At 36.6% G+C, this 25,488-nt stretch carries 16 protein-coding genes; 9 read left to right on the top strand and 7 right to left on the bottom strand.

Annotated elements, in window-relative coordinates; all coding sequences use genetic code 11:
* Window positions 1-197 precede the first annotated feature (197 nt).
* The 3 genes from QUH73_RS09450 to purL form a co-directional block, all read right to left on the bottom strand.
* Window positions 198-4,121: a PKD domain-containing protein gene (locus tag QUH73_RS09450; protein ID WP_289530190.1), complete on the bottom strand. Its 3,924-nt coding sequence runs from the start codon at window positions 4,119-4,121 to the stop codon at window positions 198-200.
* 273 nt (window positions 4,122-4,394) lie between these two features.
* Window positions 4,395-4,808, bottom strand: a complete 414-nt coding sequence (locus QUH73_RS09445; protein ID WP_289530189.1) for a hypothetical protein — start codon at window positions 4,806-4,808, stop codon at window positions 4,395-4,397.
* A 120-nt stretch (window positions 4,809-4,928) separates the two neighbouring features.
* On the bottom strand, window positions 4,929-8,618 hold the full coding sequence (gene purL, locus QUH73_RS09440) for a phosphoribosylformylglycinamidine synthase (RefSeq protein WP_289530188.1): 3,690 nt from the start codon (window positions 8,616-8,618) through the stop codon (window positions 4,929-4,931).
* A 521-nt stretch (window positions 8,619-9,139) separates the two neighbouring features.
* On the opposite strand from purL, the gene mce reads away from it, so the two are divergent.
* The 7 genes from mce (at window position 9,140) to QUH73_RS09405 (ending at window position 16,607) form a co-directional block, all read left to right on the top strand.
* On the top strand, window positions 9,140-9,544 hold the full coding sequence (gene mce, locus QUH73_RS09435; RefSeq protein ID WP_101261400.1) for a methylmalonyl-CoA epimerase: 405 nt from the start codon (window positions 9,140-9,142) through the stop codon (window positions 9,542-9,544).
* Window positions 9,545-9,579: 35 nt separating this feature from the next.
* A complete protein-coding gene (locus QUH73_RS09430; protein WP_289530187.1) occupies window positions 9,580-11,136 on the top strand; it encodes an acyl-CoA carboxylase subunit beta in 1,557 nt (518 codons plus the stop codon).
* 12 nt (window positions 11,137-11,148) lie between these two features.
* Entirely contained in the window at window positions 11,149-11,499 is a 351-nt protein-coding gene (locus tag QUH73_RS09425; protein WP_289530186.1) for an OadG family protein, read from the top strand.
* A 5-nt stretch (window positions 11,500-11,504) separates the two neighbouring features.
* The gene (locus QUH73_RS09420) at window positions 11,505-11,927 is read left to right on the top strand and encodes a biotin/lipoyl-containing protein (RefSeq protein WP_289530185.1); all 423 of its coding nucleotides are present in this window, start codon (window positions 11,505-11,507) and stop codon (window positions 11,925-11,927) included.
* A 31-nt stretch (window positions 11,928-11,958) separates the two neighbouring features.
* Complete coding sequence (locus tag QUH73_RS09415) at window positions 11,959-13,593, top strand: sodium ion-translocating decarboxylase subunit beta (RefSeq protein ID WP_289530184.1); 1,635 nt, start codon at window positions 11,959-11,961, stop codon at window positions 13,591-13,593.
* A gap of 229 nt (window positions 13,594-13,822) precedes the next feature.
* Complete coding sequence (locus tag QUH73_RS09410) at window positions 13,823-15,049, top strand: aldolase/citrate lyase family protein (protein WP_289530183.1); 1,227 nt, start codon at window positions 13,823-13,825, stop codon at window positions 15,047-15,049.
* A gap of 25 nt (window positions 15,050-15,074) precedes the next feature.
* Window positions 15,075-16,607 (top strand): citrate lyase subunit alpha, encoded by a 1,533-nt coding sequence (locus QUH73_RS09405; protein ID WP_289530182.1) that lies wholly within the window; start codon window positions 15,075-15,077, stop codon window positions 16,605-16,607.
* A 42-nt stretch (window positions 16,608-16,649) separates the two neighbouring features.
* On the opposite strand, the gene QUH73_RS09400 is transcribed toward QUH73_RS09405, so the two are convergent.
* The 4 genes from QUH73_RS09400 to QUH73_RS09385 form a co-directional block, all read right to left on the bottom strand.
* On the bottom strand, window positions 16,650-16,874 hold the full coding sequence (locus tag QUH73_RS09400) for a (2Fe-2S)-binding protein (protein WP_289530181.1): 225 nt from the start codon (window positions 16,872-16,874) through the stop codon (window positions 16,650-16,652).
* A gap of 118 nt (window positions 16,875-16,992) precedes the next feature.
* Window positions 16,993-17,772, bottom strand: a complete 780-nt coding sequence (locus QUH73_RS09395; protein WP_289530180.1) for an HD domain-containing protein — start codon at window positions 17,770-17,772, stop codon at window positions 16,993-16,995.
* Window positions 17,773-17,915: 143 nt separating this feature from the next.
* Window positions 17,916-18,713 (bottom strand): sulfite exporter TauE/SafE family protein, encoded by a 798-nt coding sequence (locus QUH73_RS09390; protein ID WP_289530179.1) that lies wholly within the window; start codon window positions 18,711-18,713, stop codon window positions 17,916-17,918.
* Window positions 18,714-18,821: 108 nt separating this feature from the next.
* Window positions 18,822-20,285: an aminoacyl-histidine dipeptidase gene (locus QUH73_RS09385; RefSeq protein ID WP_289530178.1), complete on the bottom strand. Its 1,464-nt coding sequence runs from the start codon at window positions 20,283-20,285 to the stop codon at window positions 18,822-18,824.
* A gap of 499 nt (window positions 20,286-20,784) precedes the next feature.
* On the opposite strand from QUH73_RS09385, the gene QUH73_RS09380 reads away from it, so the two are divergent.
* Entirely contained in the window at window positions 20,785-24,000 is a 3,216-nt protein-coding gene (locus tag QUH73_RS09380; protein WP_289530177.1) for a SusC/RagA family TonB-linked outer membrane protein, read from the top strand.
* 23 nt (window positions 24,001-24,023) lie between these two features.
* Window positions 24,024-25,475 carry a SusD/RagB family nutrient-binding outer membrane lipoprotein gene (locus tag QUH73_RS09375; RefSeq protein WP_289530176.1) on the top strand — a complete coding sequence of 484 codons (1,452 nt, stop codon included), beginning with the start codon at window positions 24,024-24,026 and terminating at the stop codon, window positions 25,473-25,475.
* The last annotated feature ends 13 nt before the right edge of the window (window positions 25,476-25,488 follow it).

The following is a 25,488-nucleotide window of genomic DNA, read 5'->3' as shown; positions in this document are numbered from 1 at the left end:
TGCTTAAATAAGGAAAAAGAAGAAGGATTTGTTGATTAAACAGAATGAATTACTAAAAATACTTAAGAAGAAATGTATAATAACTAAAAGAAGAAGTGAAAAGGATAAATAGATTAGGAAAATGATTAAAAATAATTGGATTAATGAAAAAGGCTGCCTTATCAGACAGCCTTTTACAAATGTATATGGGAAGGTGATTATTTCACCAATAGTTTTCCCTTGTATATTTTCTCGCCCGAAAGGTTGATGATATGCACACCGGGTTTCAATTGTTCCCGGTTTATAATCACGTTGTTTCCTGTTATGTTTTCAATGATCCGAACCACCCGGCCACTTGCATCCACAACCACCAACCGGTACTTCTGATTGGTTTTGTTAGGGAAGACCACATTACTTTTGTACACCAGTGGGTTAGGGTAGATCTTTAATTTATCCACTTCATTTGAGCTTAACTTATCTTCAATTCCGGTTGCAATATCGCTAAACCCAACCAAGGCTTTTATGGCAAGAGAGGTATTCTGACCAAACACTTCGTTATATGATTTCCATGCATTATCGTAATACATATAAGCGGTATTATCCCACGCAGCATCTGCTTGGAAGGGCAGGTGGGCAAGAGCAAATGTATCAACGGGCATTTCGTATAATACTTCGTATCCAACAAAAAAATCCTTGTTCACTGCTACTGGGAAAGCTAATTCTATGTCATTAAATTCACCTGTTACTAATTCAGAAAAAGGAACAGCCTTAGAGTAAACTTCATCGGTAGGTTCACTGGATCCATTCCAAATTTTAATAATTATATGCGGATCAGTAGAATTTGATTGCAATACAGATGGCATAATTTTCACCTGCATAACTGCATTTAAATTAGGATTTATCATCTCAAATTTCTCAGCGTACTGATCAATTTTCAAGTTTGTTTGTCCTGTTATATAGCCATCATTACTACCGGTAAATATATATTGAGTCAACTGATCCTCAAATTCAGCGTCTATATTGTACAGCAAATCATCATCAAAATCATCGGCATCAATAACTGTAATGTATTCTTTTTTAATTTTTGTATCATTAAACTCAGCATCACTAACAACCAATGATACGTCAAATGTACCAACAGTGTTGTATGTAACAACTGGATTCTGTTCTGTTGAACTATCAGGTGTTCCGCCCGGAAAACTCCAGTTCCATGAAGTGGGAGTTCCTATGGTCTGATCGGTAAATGTAATTTGCGTACCAATATTAACATTTGTTGCACTGGCGGTAAATTTAGCACCAACAGTTTTTACAATAATTGCAGCAGCAATTGTTTGAGTATTTGTACCTGCTGCATTTGTTGCAGTTAATGTCACTGGATAAACGCCGGGAGTTTTGTAGACAATTGCCTGGGGATGTTCGTCGGCAGAAGTAGTTGTTTCTGCTCCTTCAAAAGTCCATTCCCATTTGGTAAACCCATCGCCAATACTTCGGTTCATGAAATCAACCGATTCTCCAATTTGCACAGAATCTTTTGTCATTCCAATTAATGCAACAGGAGCCACCGAGCTAAAATCATCATCTGCAGTAAATACCCCATTACCATGAGTTGCAACAGCAAAGAATCCATCTCTACGGGCTTTTATCATTGAAACAACGCTGGTTCCGATTTGGTTAATTGCCTGCTGTGTCCAGATAGTAGAACTTCCCTCAAGCTTTGTTGTACTGTACAAACCGGTACTGGTACCCGCATAATAAGTAGTATCTGTAGGCGAAACCATAAATGCAACCGATCTTACAGACGGACCATTATTCTCACCATTTATTTCTTCTAAATTTCCACTGACAGCAGTCCAATTAACTCCGCCATTTTTTGTAAGGAAGATACTTTCAATTCCGTAATTGGAAAATCCGACCAATACTTCATCTGCATTTAGAGGGTTAGCATCAATAGATATTACATTACCAGATGGCATATTTGTTCCTGTAATGTCCGTTTTCTTTGCCCATTGTGAGTGAGAATTTTCAATTTTATATACTTTTCCTGCCGAAGTTCCATAATACAAAATATGAGATGGGTAGGTAGAAGATTCCATAGCTGAAACAGTTCCGGTTGCTTTTGAAATATCTAGTTTTTCCCAATTTATATTGGCTTCATTGGGTTGTAGTTTTGGAATTTCAAATACATTGGAATTTCTCCAGATGTATTGTCCTGCAGCATAGTATAAAATTTCACTGTTGTTGGCATCCTCCACAAAAGGATTGATAAACAATTGTCCGGTTGCTCCTTCAGGATCGACACGTGTCCAATAGTAATTTGCTTCATCAGTAACGTTATCTTCAAGGTAGGTGGTGCCGCTTTGCGATGAGGTGAGCAGGCTGTTGCCCAAATTAAAAATACTGCAGTAACTGCCGTCACCAGAACCCCAGGCTAACCAATCTTTATCTGAATCGGAAGTTTCAGCAAGCCAGGTACCGTTGTCCTGAAATCCGGAAAGTAATACTTTGTTTGATCTTATGTCGTTATCGACAGCAACTGTATAAGCTTGTGTTGTTAGGTAGCCATTGTTAAGAAACTCCCAATCAACAGGCATGCTTTTGTCTCCTTCCGATTCTGGTTCAGAAAATGTATCGTCGGTTTGTTTATAGTTGTTCGTAATGCTTATACCACCATCGTGACCACATAATAAGGTTGCATGATCATTTTTAAATACTAATGCATGTACATCCGGATGATGATTTGGATACTGACTAATATTATTTTCGGTAGCGTAGCCTCCAATCCAGTAGGTTTTTGATTCATCAGTCGATTTCCCAACACTTAAAGGACTTGCTTTTGCAGCAAAAGCATCATCGGAACGAAGCAGATTAGTTCCGCCGATAAAAACCATATTTTCATTATCCGGAGCAACTTTTATTACCATATTGTAAGAACCCTGAGAGTCGTAACCATTTACATCTGTGTCTCCCTCGCCACCTTCCGGTAGATTTTGCGACCGGTCTACCCATGTTGCCGGACTTGCTGCTGAAGAATTATAAGTCAATTTCCAAAAACTGTGATCTTGAAAACCTGCTCCTATTGTTTCACCTAAAATATAAACAATATCATTGGTCGTATTACTTGGTGCATGTGCAAGTACCACTCTGTTATAACTTGCAGGAAATCCACTTGGAGTAATGTCTTCCCATTCATTTAAATTTCCCGTTGAGGATCTGTAGATTCCTTTTGTTGTACCATCGGCACTTAAAGAAGCGTACTTAATCCCGCTTGGAGTACAGATAATGTCTTCGTAATAGGAATCTGACGCGATAACATCAGTCCATGTAGTTCCTCCATCTGTAGAACGTTTAATACCATCAGCAGTTGCAACATATACATCGCTGTTGTTCGGGTCAACGCAAATATTCCAGGCATAATCAAAAGCATCAAATATTTCAGATGTGTTGGATGCGGTAGAGGCTAAAGATGTCCAGTTGTCGCCGTTATCGGTAGATTTAAACAGACCATTTCCCCGGTATCGGGCACCATCTGTACCTGCTGACCCAATGAGTTCTCCGGTGGTATAATACCAAGTTGATGTATTGGCAGGATCTTGCGCAATCGAAGTTACGCTTGGGTGGTCTTCAAGCTTTGTTGTGCGAGTCCAGCTAGCTCCGTTATCCGTTGATTTCCACATTCCGCCGGTTGTTCCTCCTGCCAGTATTGTGTTTTCATTTGCCATGTCTACAGCCAAAGCTCTGGTTCTTCCGCCAACATTTCTTGGTCCGCTATTGGTATAGCTTAAGCCTCCTGTTTTTAATCTGCTCTGTAAACCTGAGGCTGAGGAAAGGACATATGCCTTTTCCAGTTCTTTAATGTTAAAAGGGATCTGTCCCGTAAGAGGATTTTTTAATATATTTCTTTCGTATTGGGCTCTTGCGATAGGATCATCGGCCCGTTTTGGCTTTCCTGCTTCTTTATCAGCAATTTTAGCCAGCTTTCTTTTGTTTAGTGTTCTATTGGTTAATTCGTTGTACGTTTTTTCTGTTATCACAATATCCTTCACTCCAATATTTGAGTGCTTCTTTGCTGTTAATCCTTTGTTTTGAGCATGCGTTGTAAAGGAAATCGCTAATGCGAGTAATATGGTGAAAATTGATTTCATCTGTTTATAATTTGATTTTTATTTGTCACATGGAACACTCAGATTGCAACCATCTCCCTGTGTGCAGAAAGCTTTATACATGGACGTTTCATATGTTTTGATTATTATAATGCAGAATACCTGCAAATTAAGTTTCCTTATTAAGTTGGAGATTTTTCATGGCTTTAATCATTTAATTAACAAGCAGAACTGAATTCCAAAGTCCAATTGGGGCAGTTCTCCTGTATTCCAGGAACCAATAGTTATAAGGTAAGGACTAAATTGAAATTAATCCTATTGTTTTATTTCTGATTTATAATCTACCAGTTTGTAAAGGGGCGTGTTGTGCACTCCTTCGATGCTGGATATTAAACAAGAAATGCTTTTTGCAGATTTCAAATCAATAAATTGTTGTTCTGTAATTTTTATTTGAATGCTTTGTTCCTTTTCGAAAGTTGAAATAAAGCCTGCACCATAAGCTTTTATGGAAATTACTTTTCCGTTTAGCAGGAATTTATTGTTCTCTGATAAAAATTTAAAGTCACTTATTACAAGAGAACAAGTACCAGGGGCAATTTGTTTTTCAATGTGAATTGGTTTTTCCTTTTGGATTGGGTCTTGCGTTTTTTCAGCGGAAGCAAGTTTATTAGGTGGGGCACACGCTAATGTTAATCCCAGAATGGCAATAAGGGGTAAAAAATGTTTCATATAAGTTGTGATTTTGTTAGTTGTCACAAGTTATGAAAAAAAGCAATAGTTTTTACTTCGCTCACCGGCAAAAAAAATACCCCCTTGAAAAGGAGGTATTCTATATTTAAGTTATTGATATTATTTGTGTTCCAGGATCCATTTTTTCGCATTCACAAATGCTTCAATCCATGGTGAAACTTCGTCATCAATACGGTTCTCATTGTAATGAGCCCAGTTCCAAGGGTAAGTTGCTCTTTCCAGGTGAGGCATCATTGCTAAATGGCGGCCATCATTTGATGATATTGCAGCCGTTGCAAATGGCGAGCCGTTTGGATTGGCAGGATACTGATCAATATTGTATCTCATAGGAATCTGATACTTGTCTTGTCCGTATGGCAAATCAAATTTACCTTCCCCGTGAGCAACCCAAATACCTAATTTACTTCCGGCCAAAGACGAAAGCATAATTGAGTTATTTTCTGGAATTGATACACTTACAAATCCCGATTCGAATTTGTGTGATTCGTTATGAAGAAGTTTTGGATGTTTTTCATGATCAGGATAAATTAATCCCAGTTCAGAAATTAACTGACATCCATTACAAACTCCAAGACTTAAAGTATCTTTTCGAGCATAGAAATTATCAAGAGCTTTTTTAGCTTTTTCATTGTAAAGGAATGCTCCGGCCCATCCTTTTGCAGAACCCAACACATCGGAGTTAGAGAAGCCTCCAACAAAAACAATCATGTTCACGTCCGATAAATCTTCACGTCCGGCAATCAAATCAGTCATATGAACATCCTTAACGTCCATTCCTGCCAAATGCATCATCCAGGCCATCTCACGATCTCCGTTTACACCTTTCTCACGAATAATAGCGGCTTTAACACCTGATTTTTCTTTTCTTTTTGGATCAATTCCGAATTGTTTAAATTTCCCTGTGAAGTTCTCATCGAATTTGAATTCCAGTTCATTCTCTTTGTAAGATTTGAATCTTTCCAAAGCCAATTCTTTGCCTGATTGACTTCTATCCAAAAGATAAGAAGTTTTGAACCAAAGATCACGTAAGGAGGCGATATCAAGATTAAGAACCTGATCATCTTTTGATATTTGCATTTTTCCGGCTTTGCCGAGAGTTCCAATTACATGGAATTTAATTCCTTTACCGGCAAGATCCTTTGAAATAGTTTCAAGTTCTTTCACCTGGAAAATAACACCCGGGTTTTCGCTAAACAATACTTTAACCAAATCGCTTTCGTCAATCGATGAAAGATCAATATCAGCACCAAGTCTGTTGTCTGCAAAACACATCTCCAACAATGCGGTAATCATACCACCAGCCGAAATATCGTGACCGGCAAGTACTTTGCCATTTACTATTAATTGCTGAAGAGTTTCAAATGCTTTTGCAAAATATTTTGAATCCTTAACATCAGGAGTCTGTGTTCCTAATTTATTTACGATCTGAGCAAAACTGCTTCCTCCCAATTGGAAATCATCTTTCGAGAAATCCATATATATTAAATGAGAACCAGCTTCATTCTTCAGTACCGGAGAAATCATTTTATTAATGTCGGTTATTTCGCCAACAGTTGAAATGATAACTGTTCCAGGAGAATAAACAACATCGTCTTTTCCATATTTTTGGGTCATGGAAAGTGAATCTTTTCCTGTTGGGATATTGATTCCCAATTCAATGGCAAAATCACTAATTGACTGAACAGCCTGATACAAACGGGCATCTTCACCGGCATTTTTACAAGGCCACATCCAGTTTGCAGATAATGAAACACCTTTAAGTCCCTGCTCAATTGGAGCCCAAACCATATTTGTTAATGATTCGGCAATAGATAGGCGACTGCCATTTTCGGAATTTACCAAAGCAGCAATTGGTGTATGACCAATAGAGGTTGCAATTCCTTTTTCACCTTGGAAATCAATTGCTACAGCACCTAGATTATTCAAAGGCAATTGAAGAGGACCAGCACATTGCTGCATAGCAACTTTACCGGTTACCGATCTGTCAACCTTGTTGGTCAACCAATCTTTACAGGCAACAGCTTCCAATTGAAGAACATTTTCAATGTATTCTTCTATTTTATTGGTATCGTATTCAACAGCTTCAAATTTCTCATCTAAAGTTGAATCCGTTAAGACTGTCTTTGGTGGTTTTCCAAACATTTCAGAAAGACCAAGATCAATTGGATTTTGTCCTGTTTTTTTATCCTCAAAAGTGAATCTCATATCACCGGTTGTTTCACCAACCTGATAAATAGGAGCTCTTTCTCTATCTGCGATACGCGTTAAAAGCGCAACATCTTTTTCTTTAATAACCAATCCCATTCTTTCCTGAGACTCGTTACCTACAATTTCTTTAGCTGAAAGGGTAGGGTCACCAACAGGAAGAGCATTCAAATCAATTTTACCACCGGTTTCTTCAACCAATTCTGACAAGCAATTTAAGTGTCCACCCGCTCCGTGATCATGAATTGAAACAATAGGATTTTCGTCAATTTCAGCCATTGCTCTAATCGCATTGCAAACTCTTTTTTGCATTTCAGGATTTGAACGTTGAACAGCATTTAACTCGATAGAGTTTGTGAATTCACCGGTTGCAACAGATGAAACAGCTCCACCGCCCATTCCAATTCTGTAGTTGTCACCACCTAAAAGAATTACTTTATCGCCTTTTTCAGGAACATCTTTTTGAGCTTGTTCGAATCTGCCATAGCCAATTCCTCCGGCCTGCATGATTACTTTGTCGTAACCGTATTTTTTATTGTTTTCGAAGTGTTCGAAAGTAAGAACAGAACCACAAATAAGAGGCTGACCGAATTTGTTTCCGAAATCACTGGCTCCGTTCGATGCTTTAATTAAAATTTCTTCAGGAGTTTGGTACAACCATTTTCTGGCATCAGTAGCATTTTCCCATGAACGGGAAGCTTCCAGTCTAGGATAGGAAGTCATGTAAACAGCTGTTCCTGCCATAGGAACTGACGCTTTTCCTCCTGCAATTCTATCTCTGATTTCACCTCCGGTTCCAGTTGCAGCTCCATTAAATGGTTCAACTGTAGTTGGGAAATTATGTGTTTCCGCTTTAAGCGAAATTACAGTGTTAATATCTTTGGTTTGAAAGAAATCTGCTTTATCATGAGTAACAGGAGCAAATTGTTCCATCTTAGGTCCTTCTAAAAACGCACAATTGTCTTTATAGGCAGATACAATTCTGTTATGATTTAATTGGGAGGTTTTTTTAATCAACTGGAAAAGTGAAGATTCTTTTTCTTCACCATCAATTACAAACACTCCGTTAAATATTTTGTGACGACAGTGTTCCGAATTAACCTGAGAGAAACCAAACACTTCGGAGTCAGTTAATTTCCTGCCTATTTTTTCTGAAACTCCATTTAAATAATCAATCTCTTCACTGCTAAGAGCCAAACCTTCTTTTTGGTTGTATGCAGCAATGTTTTCAATATTTACAATTGCTTCAGGTTGCTTTTCAATGGTGTAGATGTCTTGATCAATTTTTTTATAGGAAGCTTGCAGCATAGGATCGTATGCTGCTTTTTCGTTTTCCGCTTTATGAAATTCTTCAATTCGCAAAATTCCTGAAATTCCCATGTTTTGGGTTATTTCAACAGCATTTGTACTCCAAGGAGTAATCATTTCCTTTCTTGGGCCAATAAAAAATCCCTCTATCTCATCTTCTTGAATCTTTTTGGCATCTCCGAATAGCCAGGAAAGCTTTTCAAAATCCAATACATTCAATTGGTTAGTTGTCTGAATAACAAAGTGTACTTCGTCTTTTTTGAAGAATAGTATCATCTTAGAGTCTACTTATGAAATTTATAATAATGGTTGAAACCGGTTTCAAAATGCAAATATAGGTAAAAGACTTTATACAATGTAACAAAATGGATCCTCTAAGCTCGTAGAATTACTCTTTAGTGATTTGAATGCAAAAAGGAATTGCAGCATCCGGTCATCTGCGGGTTTGATTTTTGTCCCGATTGCCTAAAAAACAATGAAAATATTTCTGTGTTCAGATATGTTGAGGAATAGCAAAATATATTTCTGTTTTATCGGAAAAGAGATTTTCTTTGATCTCGCAAATGCAGGAAGTGTTATATGGATTCACTTAATTATGCAAAGGTTTGCACTGATGTGATTTCTAAATAAGAATTTAAGAAAGTAGTTTTTTTGTTATTTGTTTGATTATTAGGAGGAAAGTGAGAACTTGCAGTTTTTAATACATGTTGAAAAACAACTTTTATAATGTTACAGATCATTGATTACCGTTTTTCAAATCGATATTTTTGTAACCTTTAATTTAAAATATATCTATAATGAAACCATCCCATATTGAACATATCGGTATAGCAGTAAAGAGTTTAGAAGAAGCAATTCCCTTCTACGAGAAAGTCTTAGGATTAGAATGCTATGCAGTTGAAGAAGTAGTTGATCAGAAGGTTAAAACAGCTTTTTTTAAAGTTGGAGATACCAAAATTGAATTGTTGGAATCTACAGATCCTGAAGGTCCGATAGGTAAGTTTGTTGCGAAAACAGGTGGAGGAATGCATCATATGGCATTCGCAGTTGAAGATGTTCAGCAAGCATTAACTGATGTTCAGGAAGCTGGTTGTGAAGTAATCGATAAAACACCTCGTAATGGTGCAGAAGGTTTAAAAATTGGATTTTTACATCCAAAATCAACTCAGCGTGTGCTGACTGAAATTTGTGGCAATAAATAAGGAATACTCAATAAATAATAATAACTCAATTAGTTATGGCTAGTCAGGATAAAATTAAAAAGTTAATTGATTTAAGAGCAGAGGCTAAGCTTGGCGGAGGTGTGAAAAGAATAGAATCTCAACACAAGAAAGGCAAGTTTACAGCTCGTGAAAGAATCGATATGCTTCTTGATGAAGGAAGTTTCGAGGAATTTGACATGTTTGTATCGCACCGTTGTACTAACTTCGGTATGGAGAAAACGAAATTTTTAGGCGATGGTGTTGTTACCGGTCAGGGAACAATCGACGGACGTTTAGTATTCGTATTCTCTCAGGATTTTACTGTTTTTGGAGGATCGTTATCTGAAACTTTCGCTCAGAAAATTTGTAAAATCATGGATATGGCAATGAAAATGGGTGCGCCGGTTGTGGGTCTTAATGATTCAGGAGGAGCTCGTATTCAGGAAGGTGTAACTGCTTTGGCAGGTTATGCTGAGATTTTCCAGAGAAATATTATGGCTTCTGGAGTTATTCCTCAGATTTCAGCAATTTTTGGTCCTTGTGCAGGTGGTGCTGTTTATTCTCCGGCTCTTACCGATTTCATCATGATGACTGAAGAGAAATCATACATGTTTGTAACTGGTCCTAAGGTTGTTAAGACGGTTACTGGTGAGGATATTTCTGTTGAAGATCTTGGTGGTGCCAAAATGCATGCAAGCAAATCAGGCGTATCTCACTTCATGGTAGAAGATGAAGAAGAAGGGATCATGATTGTTCGTAAGTTGTTATCTTACATGCCGTCAAATAACTTGGAAGAAGCTCCAATTGCAGCTTGTTCAGATCCAATCGATAGAATGGATGATGTCCTTAATGAAATCATTCCTGCAAATCCAAACATGCCTTATGACATGAAGGATGTAATTTATACGATTGCTGATGATTCTGAATTCCTGGAAGTTCACCGTCATTATGCAAAGAATATTATCGTAGGTTTTACTCGTATGGGTGGAATGTCTGTAGGTGTTGTTGCCAATCAGCCTAGTTTCCTTGCTGGTGTACTTGATATTGAGTCTTCAAGAAAAGCGGCCAGATTCATTCGTTTCTGCGACTGTTTCAATATTCCAATTTTAACCTTGGTTGACGTTCCTGGCTTCTTGCCTGGATCAAGTCAGGAGTTTGGCGGTATCATTACTCATGGTGCGAAATTAATGTTCGCTTATGGAGAAGCTACAGTTCCAAAAGTAACTATTACTCTACGAAAATCTTACGGTGGTGCTCATGATGTAATGTCTTGTAAGCAACTTCGTGGTGATTTGAATTATGCATGGCCTACAGCCGAAATTGCTGTTATGGGTGCAAAAGGTGCAATCGAAGTACTTCACGGAAGAAAAATGGCTGAATTGTCAGATGATGAAAAAGTAAAATTCATCGCAGAAACTGAGCTTGAGTACAACGAGGCATTTGCAAATCCATACAATGCAGCATCATATGGTTATATCGATGATGTAATTGAGCCACGTAATACACGTTTCAGAGTGATTCGCGCATTCCAGTCTCTTCAGACTAAGAAGCAAATGAATCCACCTAAAAAACATTCTAATATTCCATTATAAAAAAAACGTTCTATGTTGATGAATATTTTATCTATAGGAAGTCAAGGTGGATGGACTGTTGCCATTGTAGGTTATTCCATTGTATTTATTGCATTGGTACTACTGGTAATTGTTTTTGTCAATTTGCCGAAACTCTTACATCTTAACTTAAGAAAAAAGTTGGTGAGAGAAGGCCGATCTGACTCTGAAACTGATGATTTAAGCATCGAGGGAGGTGTTAATGCTGCAATTGCAATGGCCTTGCATATGCACTTTAACCAGAATCACGATGATGAAAGCAATATCATTACAATTAAAAAAGTTACTAAGAATTATTCTCCATGGAGTTCTAAAATTTATGGAGTAATGAATCAACCAAGATAAGCAAAATGAAGAAGTTCAAATTTACAATACGAGGGCAGGAATACGATGTTGAAATCAAAGATTTTGAAGGATCGAGTGCCAAAATTGAAGTGAACGGAACGAGTTATGATGTTGATGTGCATGTTGCAGACAAATCATCAAAAACTCCAAGATTGGTTCGCAAGCCGGTTGTTAACAAACCTGGCGAAGGTAGCATCAAAAAAAGTGGAGGCGGAGCTTCAACAGTAAAGGCACCACTTCCAGGTAGTATTATTAAAATTAACATTGCAGTTGGTGATTCTATCAACCCGGGAGATACTCTTTTGGTGATGGAGGCGATGAAAATGGAAAATAATGTGTTAGCCGAAAAAGGAGGAACCGTTAAAGCCATAAAGGTTGCAGTTGGCGATAGCGTACTTCAGGATGACGTACTAATTGAAATAGCATAACATCTCAAGAATAAAAGGCAAAAACTATATAATGAGAAAACTTTATTCATTGGTATTCTCAATGATTTTGGTAATGGGGTTAGCTTTTAACTCCATTGCTCAAAAATCATCGGATACCGCAGAAAAATTAACAACGGGAAAATGGGTTAATCATGAAGATGGTTATATTCCTAACCCAGTTGGAAATTCCGATATTACTGTAAAAAGATATAAAATTTTCGAATTCAAAAGTGATAATACATTTATCATGGATTCGGTAAAGCAGCGTTTTACTGGTAAGTGGAAAGCAGAAGGGGAAAATGTTATAATGACGTTTAATCCAAAAACTGTAACACACTTACAAAAAAATATTGATCCGAACTCTAATTCGAATAGTTATCTTACAACTTCAGAAATTCTAAATCTTGGTTCGCGTATAGCCAAAGTAGATGGTGATTTTCTTAAGTTTGCTAACTCTAGTCTTGATTGTGAGAATAACTCAGGCGCGGTAGTTGGTTTAAAGAATTTTTACGAATTTACCGGATTTGCGAATGTTACAGGAGGTAACTTGCTGATGGTGTTGATTGGCTTGTTTTTTATCTTTTTAGCCATTAAATACGATTACGAGCCTCTATTGCTGATTCCAATTGGAATGGGTGTTATCATTGGGAATATTCCAATGTTTCAGGCGGTAGATTTTAATTTGAAATTAGGAATTTATGAGCCCGGATCAGTAATGAATATCCTCTATTCAGGGGTGGTTAGTGGTTGGTATCCTCCATTAATATTCCTTGGTATTGGTGCAATGACTGACTTTTCATCACTAATTAGTAATCCAAGATTAATGATTTTGGGTGCAGCAGCGCAAATTGGTATTTTTGTTACCTTTTTGGGAGCTCTTTGGTTGGGCTTTGCTCCACCGGAGGCGGGAGCAATTGGAATTATTGGTGGTGCCGATGGACCTACAGCAATTTTCTTGTCATCGAAACTGGCAAATGGAATGAATGTGATGGCGAATGGAGAAACTGTTAAAAATCTAATCGGACCTATCGCAATTGCAGCTTATTCATATATGGCTTTGGTTCCGGTAATTCAACCTCCGATTATCAATTTGTTGACAACCAAGAAAGAGAGAAAAATTAAGATGAAGCCACCACGTGCGGTAAGTCGTCTTGAGAAAATAATTTTTCCTATCATTGGATTGTTGTTAACTGCATTTATTTCTCCAACAGCATTGCCGCTTTTAGGTATGTTATTCTTTGGTAACTTATTAAAAGAATCAACTGTAACCAATCGTTTGGCCGATACAGCAAGTAATGCATTGATCAATACAATTACCATATTGTTGGGAGTCACAGTTGGGGCATCTACACAGGCTGATGTTTTCTTGACTAAAGATTCAATCTTAATTTTTGGATTGGGAGCAGCTTCATTTATCGTTGCTACAGCAGGAGGAGTAATTTTTGGTAAAATTATGAATTGGCTTTCACCAAAAGATCGTCCGATTAACCCAATGATTGGTGCGGCAGGAGTGTCTGCAGTGCCGGATAGTGCTCGTGTTGTTCAAACAATGGGATTACAAAATGATCCAACCAATCACTTGTTGATGCATGCGATGGCACCTAATGTTTCAGGTGTTATTGGATCGGCAGTGGCTGCTGGTATTTTATTGAGTTTCTTGATGTAATAAACATCATTATAGATATTGTAAAGGGTTGTCGGTTTCGACAACCTTTTTTTTTGGTTCATGAACTTGAGTGTTGTCATTTTTTTTTCACGTCTAAAATGTTATATTTATATACATTAATTGATCAGATGTAAAATGGTAATAAAAAGGAGTGGTGGGAACTGATTATTTAGGTTCTTGCTTCTCCTTTTTTTCTTTGGAAACTTTGGCGATCTAAATCTCATTCATTATGGAACTAGGAGAACAAATTAGCAGGTCTGGAAATTGTGATTCTAATAGCAAAGGGGATTGTTTTGTTAGTATTGAGTTAAAACAATCTGGAGGTGTAAATTTTGAATTGGAATCAAAAGTGAAAGTTTTCTATGGGAAATCAATCGAAAAGCTTTGCAGATCAATACTCGCTTTTTTTTCGATTGAGAATGTTGTCATTGCAATTAAAGATAATGGAGCATTGCCTTATGTTATCGCTGCACGAATCGAGGTGGCAGTTAAGCAATTAATAACATCTGAAAAAGAATTTCTCTTCGATTTTATCCCCGAAAATTTATACGAGTCAAATCAGGATCGTTTTCGGTTTTCCAGGCTGTATCTGCCCGGAAATACACCCTACATGATGCTTAATGCCGGTCTTCATAAACCCAATGGCATTATCCTTGATTTGGAAGATGCAGTAGCGATCACGAAAAAGAATGAAGCAAGATATATTGTGCGAAATGCTTTGCGTACTCAAAATTTCTACGGTGCAGAGAGAATGGTTCGAATTAATCAAGGAGAATTGGGCATTGAGGATTTGGCCTTTATTGTACCTCACAATGTGCATGTAATTTTAGTGCCAAAATGTGAGTCGGCTACTGATATTCATAGGGTTGAAGAAGAAATCAGTAGAATTAAGAAACGTAAAGATTTGATGCAGGATATTTTTTTGATGCCAATCATTGAAAGTGCTCTTGGAGTTGAAAATGCTTTTGAAATTGCTTCAGCTTCCAGAAATATTGTTGCTATGGCAATTGGTCTTGAAGATTACACGGCAGATTTGGGTGTTCAGCGAACCAATACAGGCACCGAATCGTTGTATGCAAGAATGCGGGTTGTGAATGCTTGCCGTGCAGTCAGAATACAGGCAATAGATTCTGTTTTTTCAGATGTAGGGGATATGGAGGCATTAGTCGAAAATGTAAAAAGGTCGAAATCATTGGGCTTTCAAGGGATGGGCTGTATTCATCCCAGGCAGATATCAGTAGTACATGAAAATTTCGCACCAAATTGGAATGAAATCGAAAGAGCAAAGAAAATTGTGAACGCTTTTCATGAAGCAGAGAAGAATGGGCTTGCAGTTGTATCGGTTGGAACAAAAATGGTTGATCCTCCTGTGGTAAAACAGCAATTAAAGGTACTTGAATTAGCAATTAGTCTTGGAATACTATCTAAGGATTGGAGGAGCGAATATGTCGGTTAAATTGATTAAAAATGCTGTGGGACGAATGGTCCCAACTGAAATTAATGGACAGGTGGTAATTCCTTATATGGGAGTTGGAAAGTTTGTACCTAAGAAGAGAAAATATAATTCTTACATTTCTACCAATGCTGATTTTCCGGCTGATGGTAATAAAAAAGTAAAGAATTTAAAAGAAGCATTACAAAAAGCAGGTTTAGTTAATGGTATGAGGATTTCTACCCACCATCATTTTAGAGATGGAGACTTGTTGGCCAACAGGGTGTTTGATATCGCGCATGAGATGGGGGTGAAGGGTCTAATTTGGTTTCCATCAGCATCATTTCCTTGTCATGAACACCTGATTCCATATTTGGAGGATGGCACCATTTCCCGTATCGAGGGAAGTATGAATGGTCCTTTGGGGAAATATTGTTCTGAAGGCAAAATGAAGGGTGTGGCTGTTTTGCGTTCTCATGGTGGAAGATATCAGGCTATTCAGGATGGAGAAGTGCATATTGACATCGCTATTATTGGAGCCGCTTGTGCTGATCCTTTTGGAAATGCAAATGGACTTAATGGAAAGTCAGCTTCAGGTTTGCTCGGATTTGCTTTAGCAGATTCTCAGTTTGCTGATAGGGTAATTGTTGCCACGGATAACATGGTTGCTTTCCCTTGTGTACCATGGCAAATTCAAGGAAATTACGTTGATTTTACTGTTGAAATGGATCAAATTGGTATTCCTGAAAGAATTATTTCAGGAACTACGCAAATTACGAAAAGTCCGGATCGTCTATTAATAGCAGAATTGACTGCGCGATTTTGTGAAGAAGCAGGAATTATTAAGGATGGATTTTCTTTTCAGGCTGGTGCCGGAGGAACTTCGCTTGCCATAGGTGAATTTTTTGCCAGGATAATGAAAGAAAAAGGCATAAAAGCCAGGTTTGCAAGAGGCGGTAGTAATAAATATTTGGTTCAGATGCTTGAAGAAGGACTTGTAGAATACATTTTGGATGGTCAGACTTTCGATTTGGAAGGAGTGAGGTCTATGCGGGAAAACCCAAATCATGTGTGGACCAGTCCTTTTACAAGTTACAACTATCACGGCAAAGGGAATTTTGCAGGAATGGTTGATGTTGCAATTTTAGGGGCTACTGAGGTGGATGTTAATTTTAATGCAAATGTAGTTACACATTCGGATGGTTATTTGCTGCATGGAATTGGAGGCTGGCAAAATTGTTTGTTTAGTAAAACTGTAATTTTACCCATACCGCTTTTCCGAAATAGAATTCCGGTTGTTAGGGAAGAGGTAACAACCATTTGTGGTCCAGGTGAATTAATAGACGTTATTGTAACCGAAAGAGGAATTGCAATTAACCCTTTGCGTAATGATCTGTTGAGAAAGTTGAAGGAAAGTAATTTGCCTATTAAATCTATCCACGAATTAAAAAAGGAAGCAGAAGAAATATGTGGTGTTATGGAAAAATGTGTTTTATCCGACGAGATTGTAGCGGCTATAAAATGGGTTGACGGAACCGTGATTGATGTTGTGAGAAAGGTTTTATTGGAGGAAATTGATTGAATCAAAAAAAAGAAGCTTCGGTAATACCGAAGCTTTATTGTGTTACCAAAGTTTAAATTTACTCTGTGCTGAATTTTCTACTTTCGATACAATTTTAGGGACTTCAATATCTAATATGCTGTTGATGTAACTAATACATTTCCCACAACCGGTATTGGCTCCAGTGTACCTTCTTATCTCTTCAATTGTAGTTGAATTTTTCTCATGAATTGCCTTATCTATGGTTTTTCGGTCTACCATCTGACAGTTACAAACTATATCCCTCATTGTTTTTTGTTCTTTTAATAATAATCTGCTGTAAATATATACATTATTCAATTTAAACCATCAAATCTGAGGGTGTTATTTTAAATGATTCTAGATAAAGTTAAGGAGGAATGGTTTATTACAGCTGATTTTCAAGGTATATTTTCATCTGCCTGTACATGTCAATTACTAGATCTTTTTTAGGTAAAGTTTCGAATATTTGTTTTAAGTAAGTTTTTTCACTTACGATTTTAAAGCTCTTTTTATACTTAAGGTCAAAAATTAAAGACATCTGATAAAGCTTTAGATCGTTGAGTGTAAGTACATCTTTAAAGTCAACATGCTTTTCATCAATAATGCTTTGATAAAGCTTTTTAGAGATTTCCGGTTTATCCGATAATTCCATTTCGAGTCTTTTATTGCTGCCCGGTTTGTTGTTTGAATAATAATCAGAGACAACACTAAGAATATCTATTTTATCCGCATCTCTTAATATTTGAACAAAAGGCAAAATCTTAGGATCAATTGATTTTGGAAGAAGTAATTCATTGTGGTTTTTAATACTTTCAATCACCACATTCGTTTCTTCCTCTGTGAGCTCCGATAGAATATTGTTTTCGGTGATGGTGGAAATTCCTAGTTGGATATGATTTATTTCTTCTGTGTCAGAGAATGTTCCAAATTTTGTCAATTGCTCAAATCTACCAATATCATGTAATAATGCAGAGATTTGTGCCAAGATCATATCAGACTCATCTAAACCTGATTCTTCACCAAGTTCCTTAATTAAATTAACTACACGAAATGAATGATTTCGTTTCAAATTAATATTAGACTTAATTTCTTCGATCTCATTTTCAAAACCTGCAACATAGCTATTAAACCATGTTTCTATACTATTGTAGACTTCTTGCTTCACTTCTTAGTCATTAAAAATTGCCCACAAAACTACTCTTTTTATCCTATTCTGGAAAGGAATTTGGGGAGTATTGGTTTATGAAAAATTAATACAAATACCACTACTTGATCAATGTATGAGATTTAGTTGTAAATGGACTTTAATTAAAGATGAAATAGGTTTGATGATCGGATACAAAAAAGGAGGATGATGCACATTAGTATCCATCTAATGAAATTGGCACCCCAATTTACGGCAAAATGAGAAGCCACATAACCTCCAAATACATTACCTATAGCTGCAATGGCACCAATACCATAATGTATTTGATCATTCATCATGAAAACGATCAACGCAAAGGGACTGTATAGTAAAACAATAAATACTTTTAAAGCATTTGCTTTAATCAGGTCGTAACCCATTTCCAGAACCAATATGCCTATTAAAAAAATTCCTACCCCAATATGAATAAATCCACCATATACTCCAATTGTAAAGAAAATTGCGAATTGCTTGAACCCAAATTGTTTACTTTGAAGAATTTTAGAGCCTGCAAGCCATCGATTTGGTTTGAAAAATAGTAGAACACCCATTATAAGCATCACTCCAGCTATTAGTATCTCAAATAGATCCTTGTTAATATTTATTGCAATCTGTGCCCCTAAAACAGATCCAAGTACTGTAGGTAAGGCCAGGAGAACACCCTTTTTTAGTTCTAAAACATTTTGTTTTTTGAAATTATAGGAGGCTGCAAGTGTTTGCAGGATCACACCAAATCGGATTGTTCCATTGGCAAATGGAGCCGAGAGGCCTAAAAACATAAATAAGGAATAAGAGATTACGGTTCCACTTCCAGCAATTGTATTAATAACACCCACCGCAAATCCCGCCAGCAAAAGTAAACATATAATGGGAAAGGAGTAAATGTCCATTTCCTGAAGGTTAGCAAATAGTTCAGTCATGCCACTTGTTCTATAATAAATGGATTAATTAATTGAAGGTATTAAAAAAAAACGGCAATTCTGAATTCAGAATTGCCGTTATATGGTGTCGAAGAGGATAGATCTCTTTTACTTTACAGGAGCGTTTTTGAGGATATCAAGAAGATGTTTCCAAAAGTTATCTACCGTTTCAATATTAATTTTTTCATCAGGAGAATGTACATCTCTGAGCGTAGGGCCAAATGAGATCATATCCATATTAGGATATTTTTCAAGAAAAAGTCCACACTCAAGTCCTGCGTGAATTGAACGGACAACAGGATCAACTCCAAAAAGCTTTTTGTAGGAATCTACGGCAACAGTTAGTATTTCTGATGAAGGGTTTGGAGCCCATCCCGGATATCCATCTGAATGCACAATTTTTGCATTTGCCATGGTCAGACAAGTGCCAACCATTTGAGCGATGTTGTATTTTTCACTATCCACATCACTTCTTTGCGATGTTGTAATTTGAATTTTATTTTCGTCTAAAAATTTAACAGAGGCCAAGTTTGTTGAAGTTTCAACCATTCCTGGCATTTTCGAACTCATGGAGAAAACTCCGAGCGGACATGCGTAAATGGCATCCATTAGGCTTGAAGAACTTTCTTCATCAATAACAAATGTTGGTTTGTCGGTAGATTCAAGAGAAATTTTTAATTTAGGTTCAGTAATTTGCCAAACCTCTTCCATTTCTGCCGCATAAATATTCAAATCAACACGAACATTTTCTTTGAATTCAGAGGGCAGGGTGATGACCGCGTAGGCCTCACGAGGAATTGCGTTTCTTAAATTACCACCTTCAAAACAGGCAATACGAATACCATATTTCTTATTTATTTGCCAAAGAAAGCGATTCAAAATTTTGTTTGAATTACCACGACCTTTATTAATTTCATCTCCTGAATGCCCGCCAAGAAGACCTTTTACATCAATTCGTACTGAAAAATGTCCATTTGGAACATCTTTCTGGGTATATTCCATTGTTGCCAACGTATCAATGCCTCCGGCACAGCCAATGAATATCTCACCTTCATCTTCCGAATCAAGATTTAAGAGTATTTCTCCGTCAAAAAATCCTGATTGTAGGGCAAATGCACCTGATAAACCAGTCTCTTCATCTACTGTAAAAAGACATTCAATAGGACCATGTTCAATATTGTTTGAGGTAAGAAGTGCCATTTCTGCAGCCATTCCAATACCATCATCCGCACCTAATGTTGTGCCTTTGGCTTTTACCCATCCGTTATCAATCCATGGAATTATAGGATCCTTATCAAAATCATGAATTGTTTCATTATTTTTTTCACAAACCATATCCATATGCGATTGTAATACAATCGTCTTTAGGTTCTCTTTTCCTGGAGTAGCTGGTTTGCTGATTAATACATTCCCAATCTCGTCTCTTTTTGTTGGTAGGTTGTGTTTTTTTCCGAATTCAAGAAGGAAGTCAATTATTTGATCTTCTTTTTTCGAAGGTCTTGGAACTTGACAAATATCTTCGAAATGTTTCCAAATTTCCGAAGGCTGTAATTCTGTGAGTATTTTTTTCATTGTTGTTTAAATTTTATCAAATGTAGCAAATTATGAATTTTGTTGAGAGATATCATTCAATTTTTTGAGGATGCCCATTTTGTTTTTTTTTACAGTCACCCCTTTATTTAGTATAGCATCACGGATGTTTGTGATTGTTTTTTTGTATGGTTGTTTGTTTTATTTTGGGGTATTGATTGGAAAAACCTTGTATTTTTGAAAGTAAAGTATGTTTTTTCAAAAAAAACACACTTATTTTATTTTTTTTTGAATTTAATATGTTGCATTTTTTTTTATAAGCTATAGTGTTGATTTTTAAAAGTAAATAGACAATACTACTATTTGATTTATTTTGTGAATCCCCTAAAAACACGATAAAACATGATATATGTCATGGGTTTAGTAAGTGTTAAAAGTGTGTTAATTTTTGTTAAAAGCTTTTTTAATGCTATTTTTAGGATCTAGAATTACCATTAACCATTTTGCATCTTTACTTAATTACTAACTAAAAAGTTTTTTTATGAAAAAAATGATTGGACTATTTGCATTACTCATTTTTATGGGAATGCAATTAGTAAATGCGCAAAGCAAGCAGATTTCTGGTATTATTACCAGTGCTGAAGATGGTCTGGGCATGCCCGGAGTATCCGTTGTTTTAAAAGGTACTACAATTGGTGCCAGTACTGATATTGACGGACGATATTCCTTGGAAGCTAAATCGACAGATGTATTGTTGATTAGTTTTGTTGGTATGGTTACCCAGGAAATTAAAGTTGGTGACAAAACTGTCATTAACGTTGTAATGGAAACTGAATCCATTGGTATGGATGAAGTTGTCGTTACGGCATTAGGCGTTACTCGTGAAAAAAAATCACTTGGTTATGCTGTTACAGAAGTAAGTGGCGAGAGCATGAGCGAAGTTAAGGAAACCAATATTGTGAATTCCCTTTCAGGTAAGGTTGCTGGTGTTCAAGTTCGTCAGGCAAATACAATGGGTGGTTCTGCGAATATTGTGATTCGTGGTTCTGCTTCAATTACTCAAAACAATCAGGCCTTATTTGTAGTAGATGGTGTACCTATTGATAATAGTAACACTAATGATGCTGATCAGACAGATGGTTGGGGTGGTTATGACTATGGAAATGCTGCTGCGGATATCAATCCTGAAGATATTGAGTCTGTATCTGTTTTGAAAGGTGCTGCATCAACAGCTTTGTACGGTTCTCGTGCAGCTAATGGTGTGATCTTAATTACTACAAAAAAAGGAAAGAGTCGAAAAGGTATTGGTGTAACAGTAAACTCTGGTATTACTTTCAGTACTATTAATAAAGAGACAATGCCAGAATATCAGTATGAATATGGTGCTGGTTATGGTCCTTATTATGGACCTGATGAGGATGCTTATTTTAATGAGGCAGATTTTGGGAATGGCGTTCAATTAGTTGTTCCTACAATGGAAGATGCTTCATGGGGTGCAAAGTTTGATCCAAACTTGATGGTTGTTCATTGGGATGCTTTAGACCCTGCTGCAGATAATTATGGTGAAGAGCGTCCATGGGTTGCTCCTAAATCGAAAGTTTATGATTTTTTTGAAACAGGAATAAAGTATGTGAATAGTGTTGCTTTAGAAGGTGGTAAAGAAGGTTATAACTTTAGATTGGCTTATACTAATTCTGATGAAACAGGTATTCTTCCAAACAGTTCGATTAAAAAGAATAGTCTTTCATTTAGATCGAGTTATGAATTAAACGATAAATTAACTGCTGAATTTAGTGGTAACTTTGTGAATACTAAAGGAAAAGGTCGTTATGGAACAGGTTATGATGATAATAACCCAATGCAGAATTTTGCACAGTGGTTCCAAACCAATCTTGATTTTGGTAGAATGAAGAATAATTATCTGGCTCCTGATGGTGATCAGCGTACATGGAATGCTAAAAGTCCAACAAATCTTGATCCTATTTATGCAAATAATCCTTATTGGACTCGTTACATGAATTACGAGGATGATGAGAGAAACAGACTTTTTGGTTATGCTTCATTAGATTACAAATTTAATGACATGTTCTCTTTGTCTTTCAGAACTTCTATGGATTATTATAGTGAAGAGCAGAATGAAAGAATAGCTGTTAATAGTAATTCTCAATCTGAGTTCTCAAACTACAGAAGAACTTTTAGAGAATTGAATACCGATTTAATGTTGAAATTCAAAAAACAAGTTAATGATTTCAGCTTAAATGGTCTTGTAGGTATCTCAAATAGAGATAATGAAAGTTCTGATATTTTCTCTTCAACGTCTGGAGGCTTAATTGTTCCTTTATTGTATACTGTTGCAAATTCTACAGTAGCAACATCTCCTACTGAAAATCTTTACGAAAGCAACATAAATAGTGCTTATGCTAACTTTTCTGTTGGTTATAAAAACTTTGCTTACTTAGAAGGATCTATTCGTGTTGATGAGTCTTCTACTCTTCCTGAAGATGAGAACAGTTATTTTTATCCTGCTGTTTCTGCAAGTTTAATACTTTCAGAACTTGGTGGATTAAAAGACTTAAGTTTCTTGTCATTTGCAAAACTTCGTGCTAATTATGCTGAAGTTGGTAATGATACACAACCGTACAATTTAAAATCTACTTATACTAAGAATGTGAACTGGGGTAACAATGCTCCATTTTCAGTAAATAGTACTCTTCAGAATCCTAAATTAAAATCAGAAAGTACTGAGAGTTACGAGGTGGGTTTAGAAGCAAATTTCTTTAATAGCCGTATTGGATTTGATCTTGCTCTTTATAAAGCAAATTCATTTGATCAGATTATGCCGGTAAATGTTTCTTTTGCTACGGGTTATTCTCAGGCATATGTTAATTCTGGTGAAGTGGAGAATAAAGGTATAGAACTTGGTATTAATGCATCTCCAATTAGAACAAATGATTTCTCGTGGGATATGAATATCAATTGGGCTAAGAATAAGAATGAGGTTAAATCTTTGTATGCAGGAGTTAATAATGTTTTGATTACTTCAGCATGGGATATCACTCTTAATGCAGCTGTTGGACAGCCTTATGGTGTGCTAAAAGGCACCGACTTTGTTTATACTAACGGTAAAAAAACAGTTAGTTCAAGTGGATACTATTTAAAAACAGATGAGACTGATGAAGTTATTGGTAATATTCAGCCAGACTGGAATGCCGGTATTACTAACACATTTAGCTACAAAGGGTTTTCTCTTCGTACATTAATTGATGTACAACAAGGTGGTGATGTTTATTCTGTTGATCGTAAGTATGGTTTAGCTACCGGTTTGTATAAAGAAACTGCTGGTTTAAATTCATTGGGTAATCCTAAGCGTGATGCAGTAGCTGATGGTGGTGGTATTTTACATGCCGAAGCAGTATACGCAGATGGAGCACAAAACACTACTTTTGCAAGAGCAGATTCTTGGGGTGGAGATCAGTATTACGGAAGAACTCCTACTGCAAGATACATTTATGATGCTTCATACGTTAAGTTGAGAGAAGTTGCGTTATCATATTCTCTTCCTAAGAGTATTCTTGGTAAAACATTCTTAACCAAAGCTGTAGTTTCAGCAATTGGACGTAATTTATTAATTCTACATAAGAATACTCCTGGTTTTGATCCTGAAACTGGTCAGAGTTCTGGTAACAAGCAGGGTATTGCCAACTCTTCTTACCCAACAACAAGATCTTATGGATTTAACATTACATTAGGATTCTAAATTAACTTATGAAAATTGACCAAATGAAAAAAATAAAATATATATTGATTGGCGTCCTATTGATGGGCGTGGGGTTCTCTTCATGTGAGCTGGATGATAACATCAATCCAAAGAGAGCTACGGAGGTTCCTGTAGGAACACTATTTACAGCAGCTCAGCAACAATTTGTTGCGCAATACGATAATATGAGTGTAAACAGAAATATATCTCGTTTATTGGCTCAGTATTGGATGGAAACTACTTATACTAACGAAAGTCGTTATGATTTTCAGGATCGGGGTATTCCAGATTCTTTCTGGGGTGAGATGTATCGTGATGTATTGATGGATCTTAATGAAGCATCTATGATTATTGATGCTGCTGGATATACTGGTGGCCTTGCTGATATAGCTGCTAATCAGAAAGCGATTATCGAAATTATGACTGTTTACACTTATGCTGTATTGACTGAAACATTTGGAGATGTACCTTATTCTGAGGCTTTGGTGGGATTGGATAATACTCTTCCTAAATATGATGATGCTGCAACTATTTATGCAGATCTTTTTGTTCGTTTAGATGCTGCATTGGCCATGTTTGTTGATGAGGCTGATTCTTTTGGAGATTCAGATCTACTTTTTAGTGGTGATATTGATAAGTGGAAAACTTTGGGCAATTCGTTGAAGCTTAGAATGGCTATGAGAATGGCCGATGTGCCGTCTTTTGATTCTAAAACGAAAGTTGAAGCTGCTATAGCATCTTCGAATGGCATTTATAGTGCTAACTTAGAAGGAGCTTTCTTTGCTTACATTGGAACAGATCCTTATGTGAACACAATTTATCAGGGTTATTTTATTGATAATCGTTCGGATTATGTTCCTTCTAATACATTGATTGATATCATGAATAACTTGAATGATCCTAGACGTGCCTTATGGTTTACTCAAGTTGGTGGTGAATATAAAGGTTTGACTTATGGTTTAACTGCCGGTGGTGCTTATGCTAGTTTTTCACACTTTACTCCAATGTTCTTTGAGCCTACTTTAGAGGTGGTTTTAGCAGATTATTCAGAAATGGAATTTTTCTTAGCTGAAGCTGTTGAAAGAGGTTATTCTGTTGGTGGTACTGCAGAAGAGCATTACAACAAAGGTGTTACTGCTAGTATTCTTTATTATGGAGGTACTGTTGCGGATGCTACTGCATACTTAGCTCAACCATCTGTTGCTTATTCGACTGCTGCTGGTACATGGAAACAGAAAATTGGTACCCAGAAATGGTTAGCAATGTATAACAGAGGTGTAGAAGGTTGGGCTGAATGGAGAAGATTGGATTTTCCTGTGTTAAATGTACCTGAGGAATTAAATTATGGTGATATTCCTGTTCGTTACCCATATCCTTATGATGAGAATGATAAGAATATTGATAGCTATACTGCCGCGGCTGCAGCTATTGGTGGTGATAAAGCAACGACTAAACTTTGGTTTGACGTAAATTAAATAAAATTTAAAA

Source organism: Labilibaculum sp. K2S, assembly GCF_030372765.1.
Classification (GTDB): Bacteria; Bacteroidota; Bacteroidia; order Bacteroidales; family Marinifilaceae; genus Labilibaculum.
Note: the sequence above shows the minus strand (reverse complement) of the source record. Positions and strands in the feature narration are given on the sequence as shown.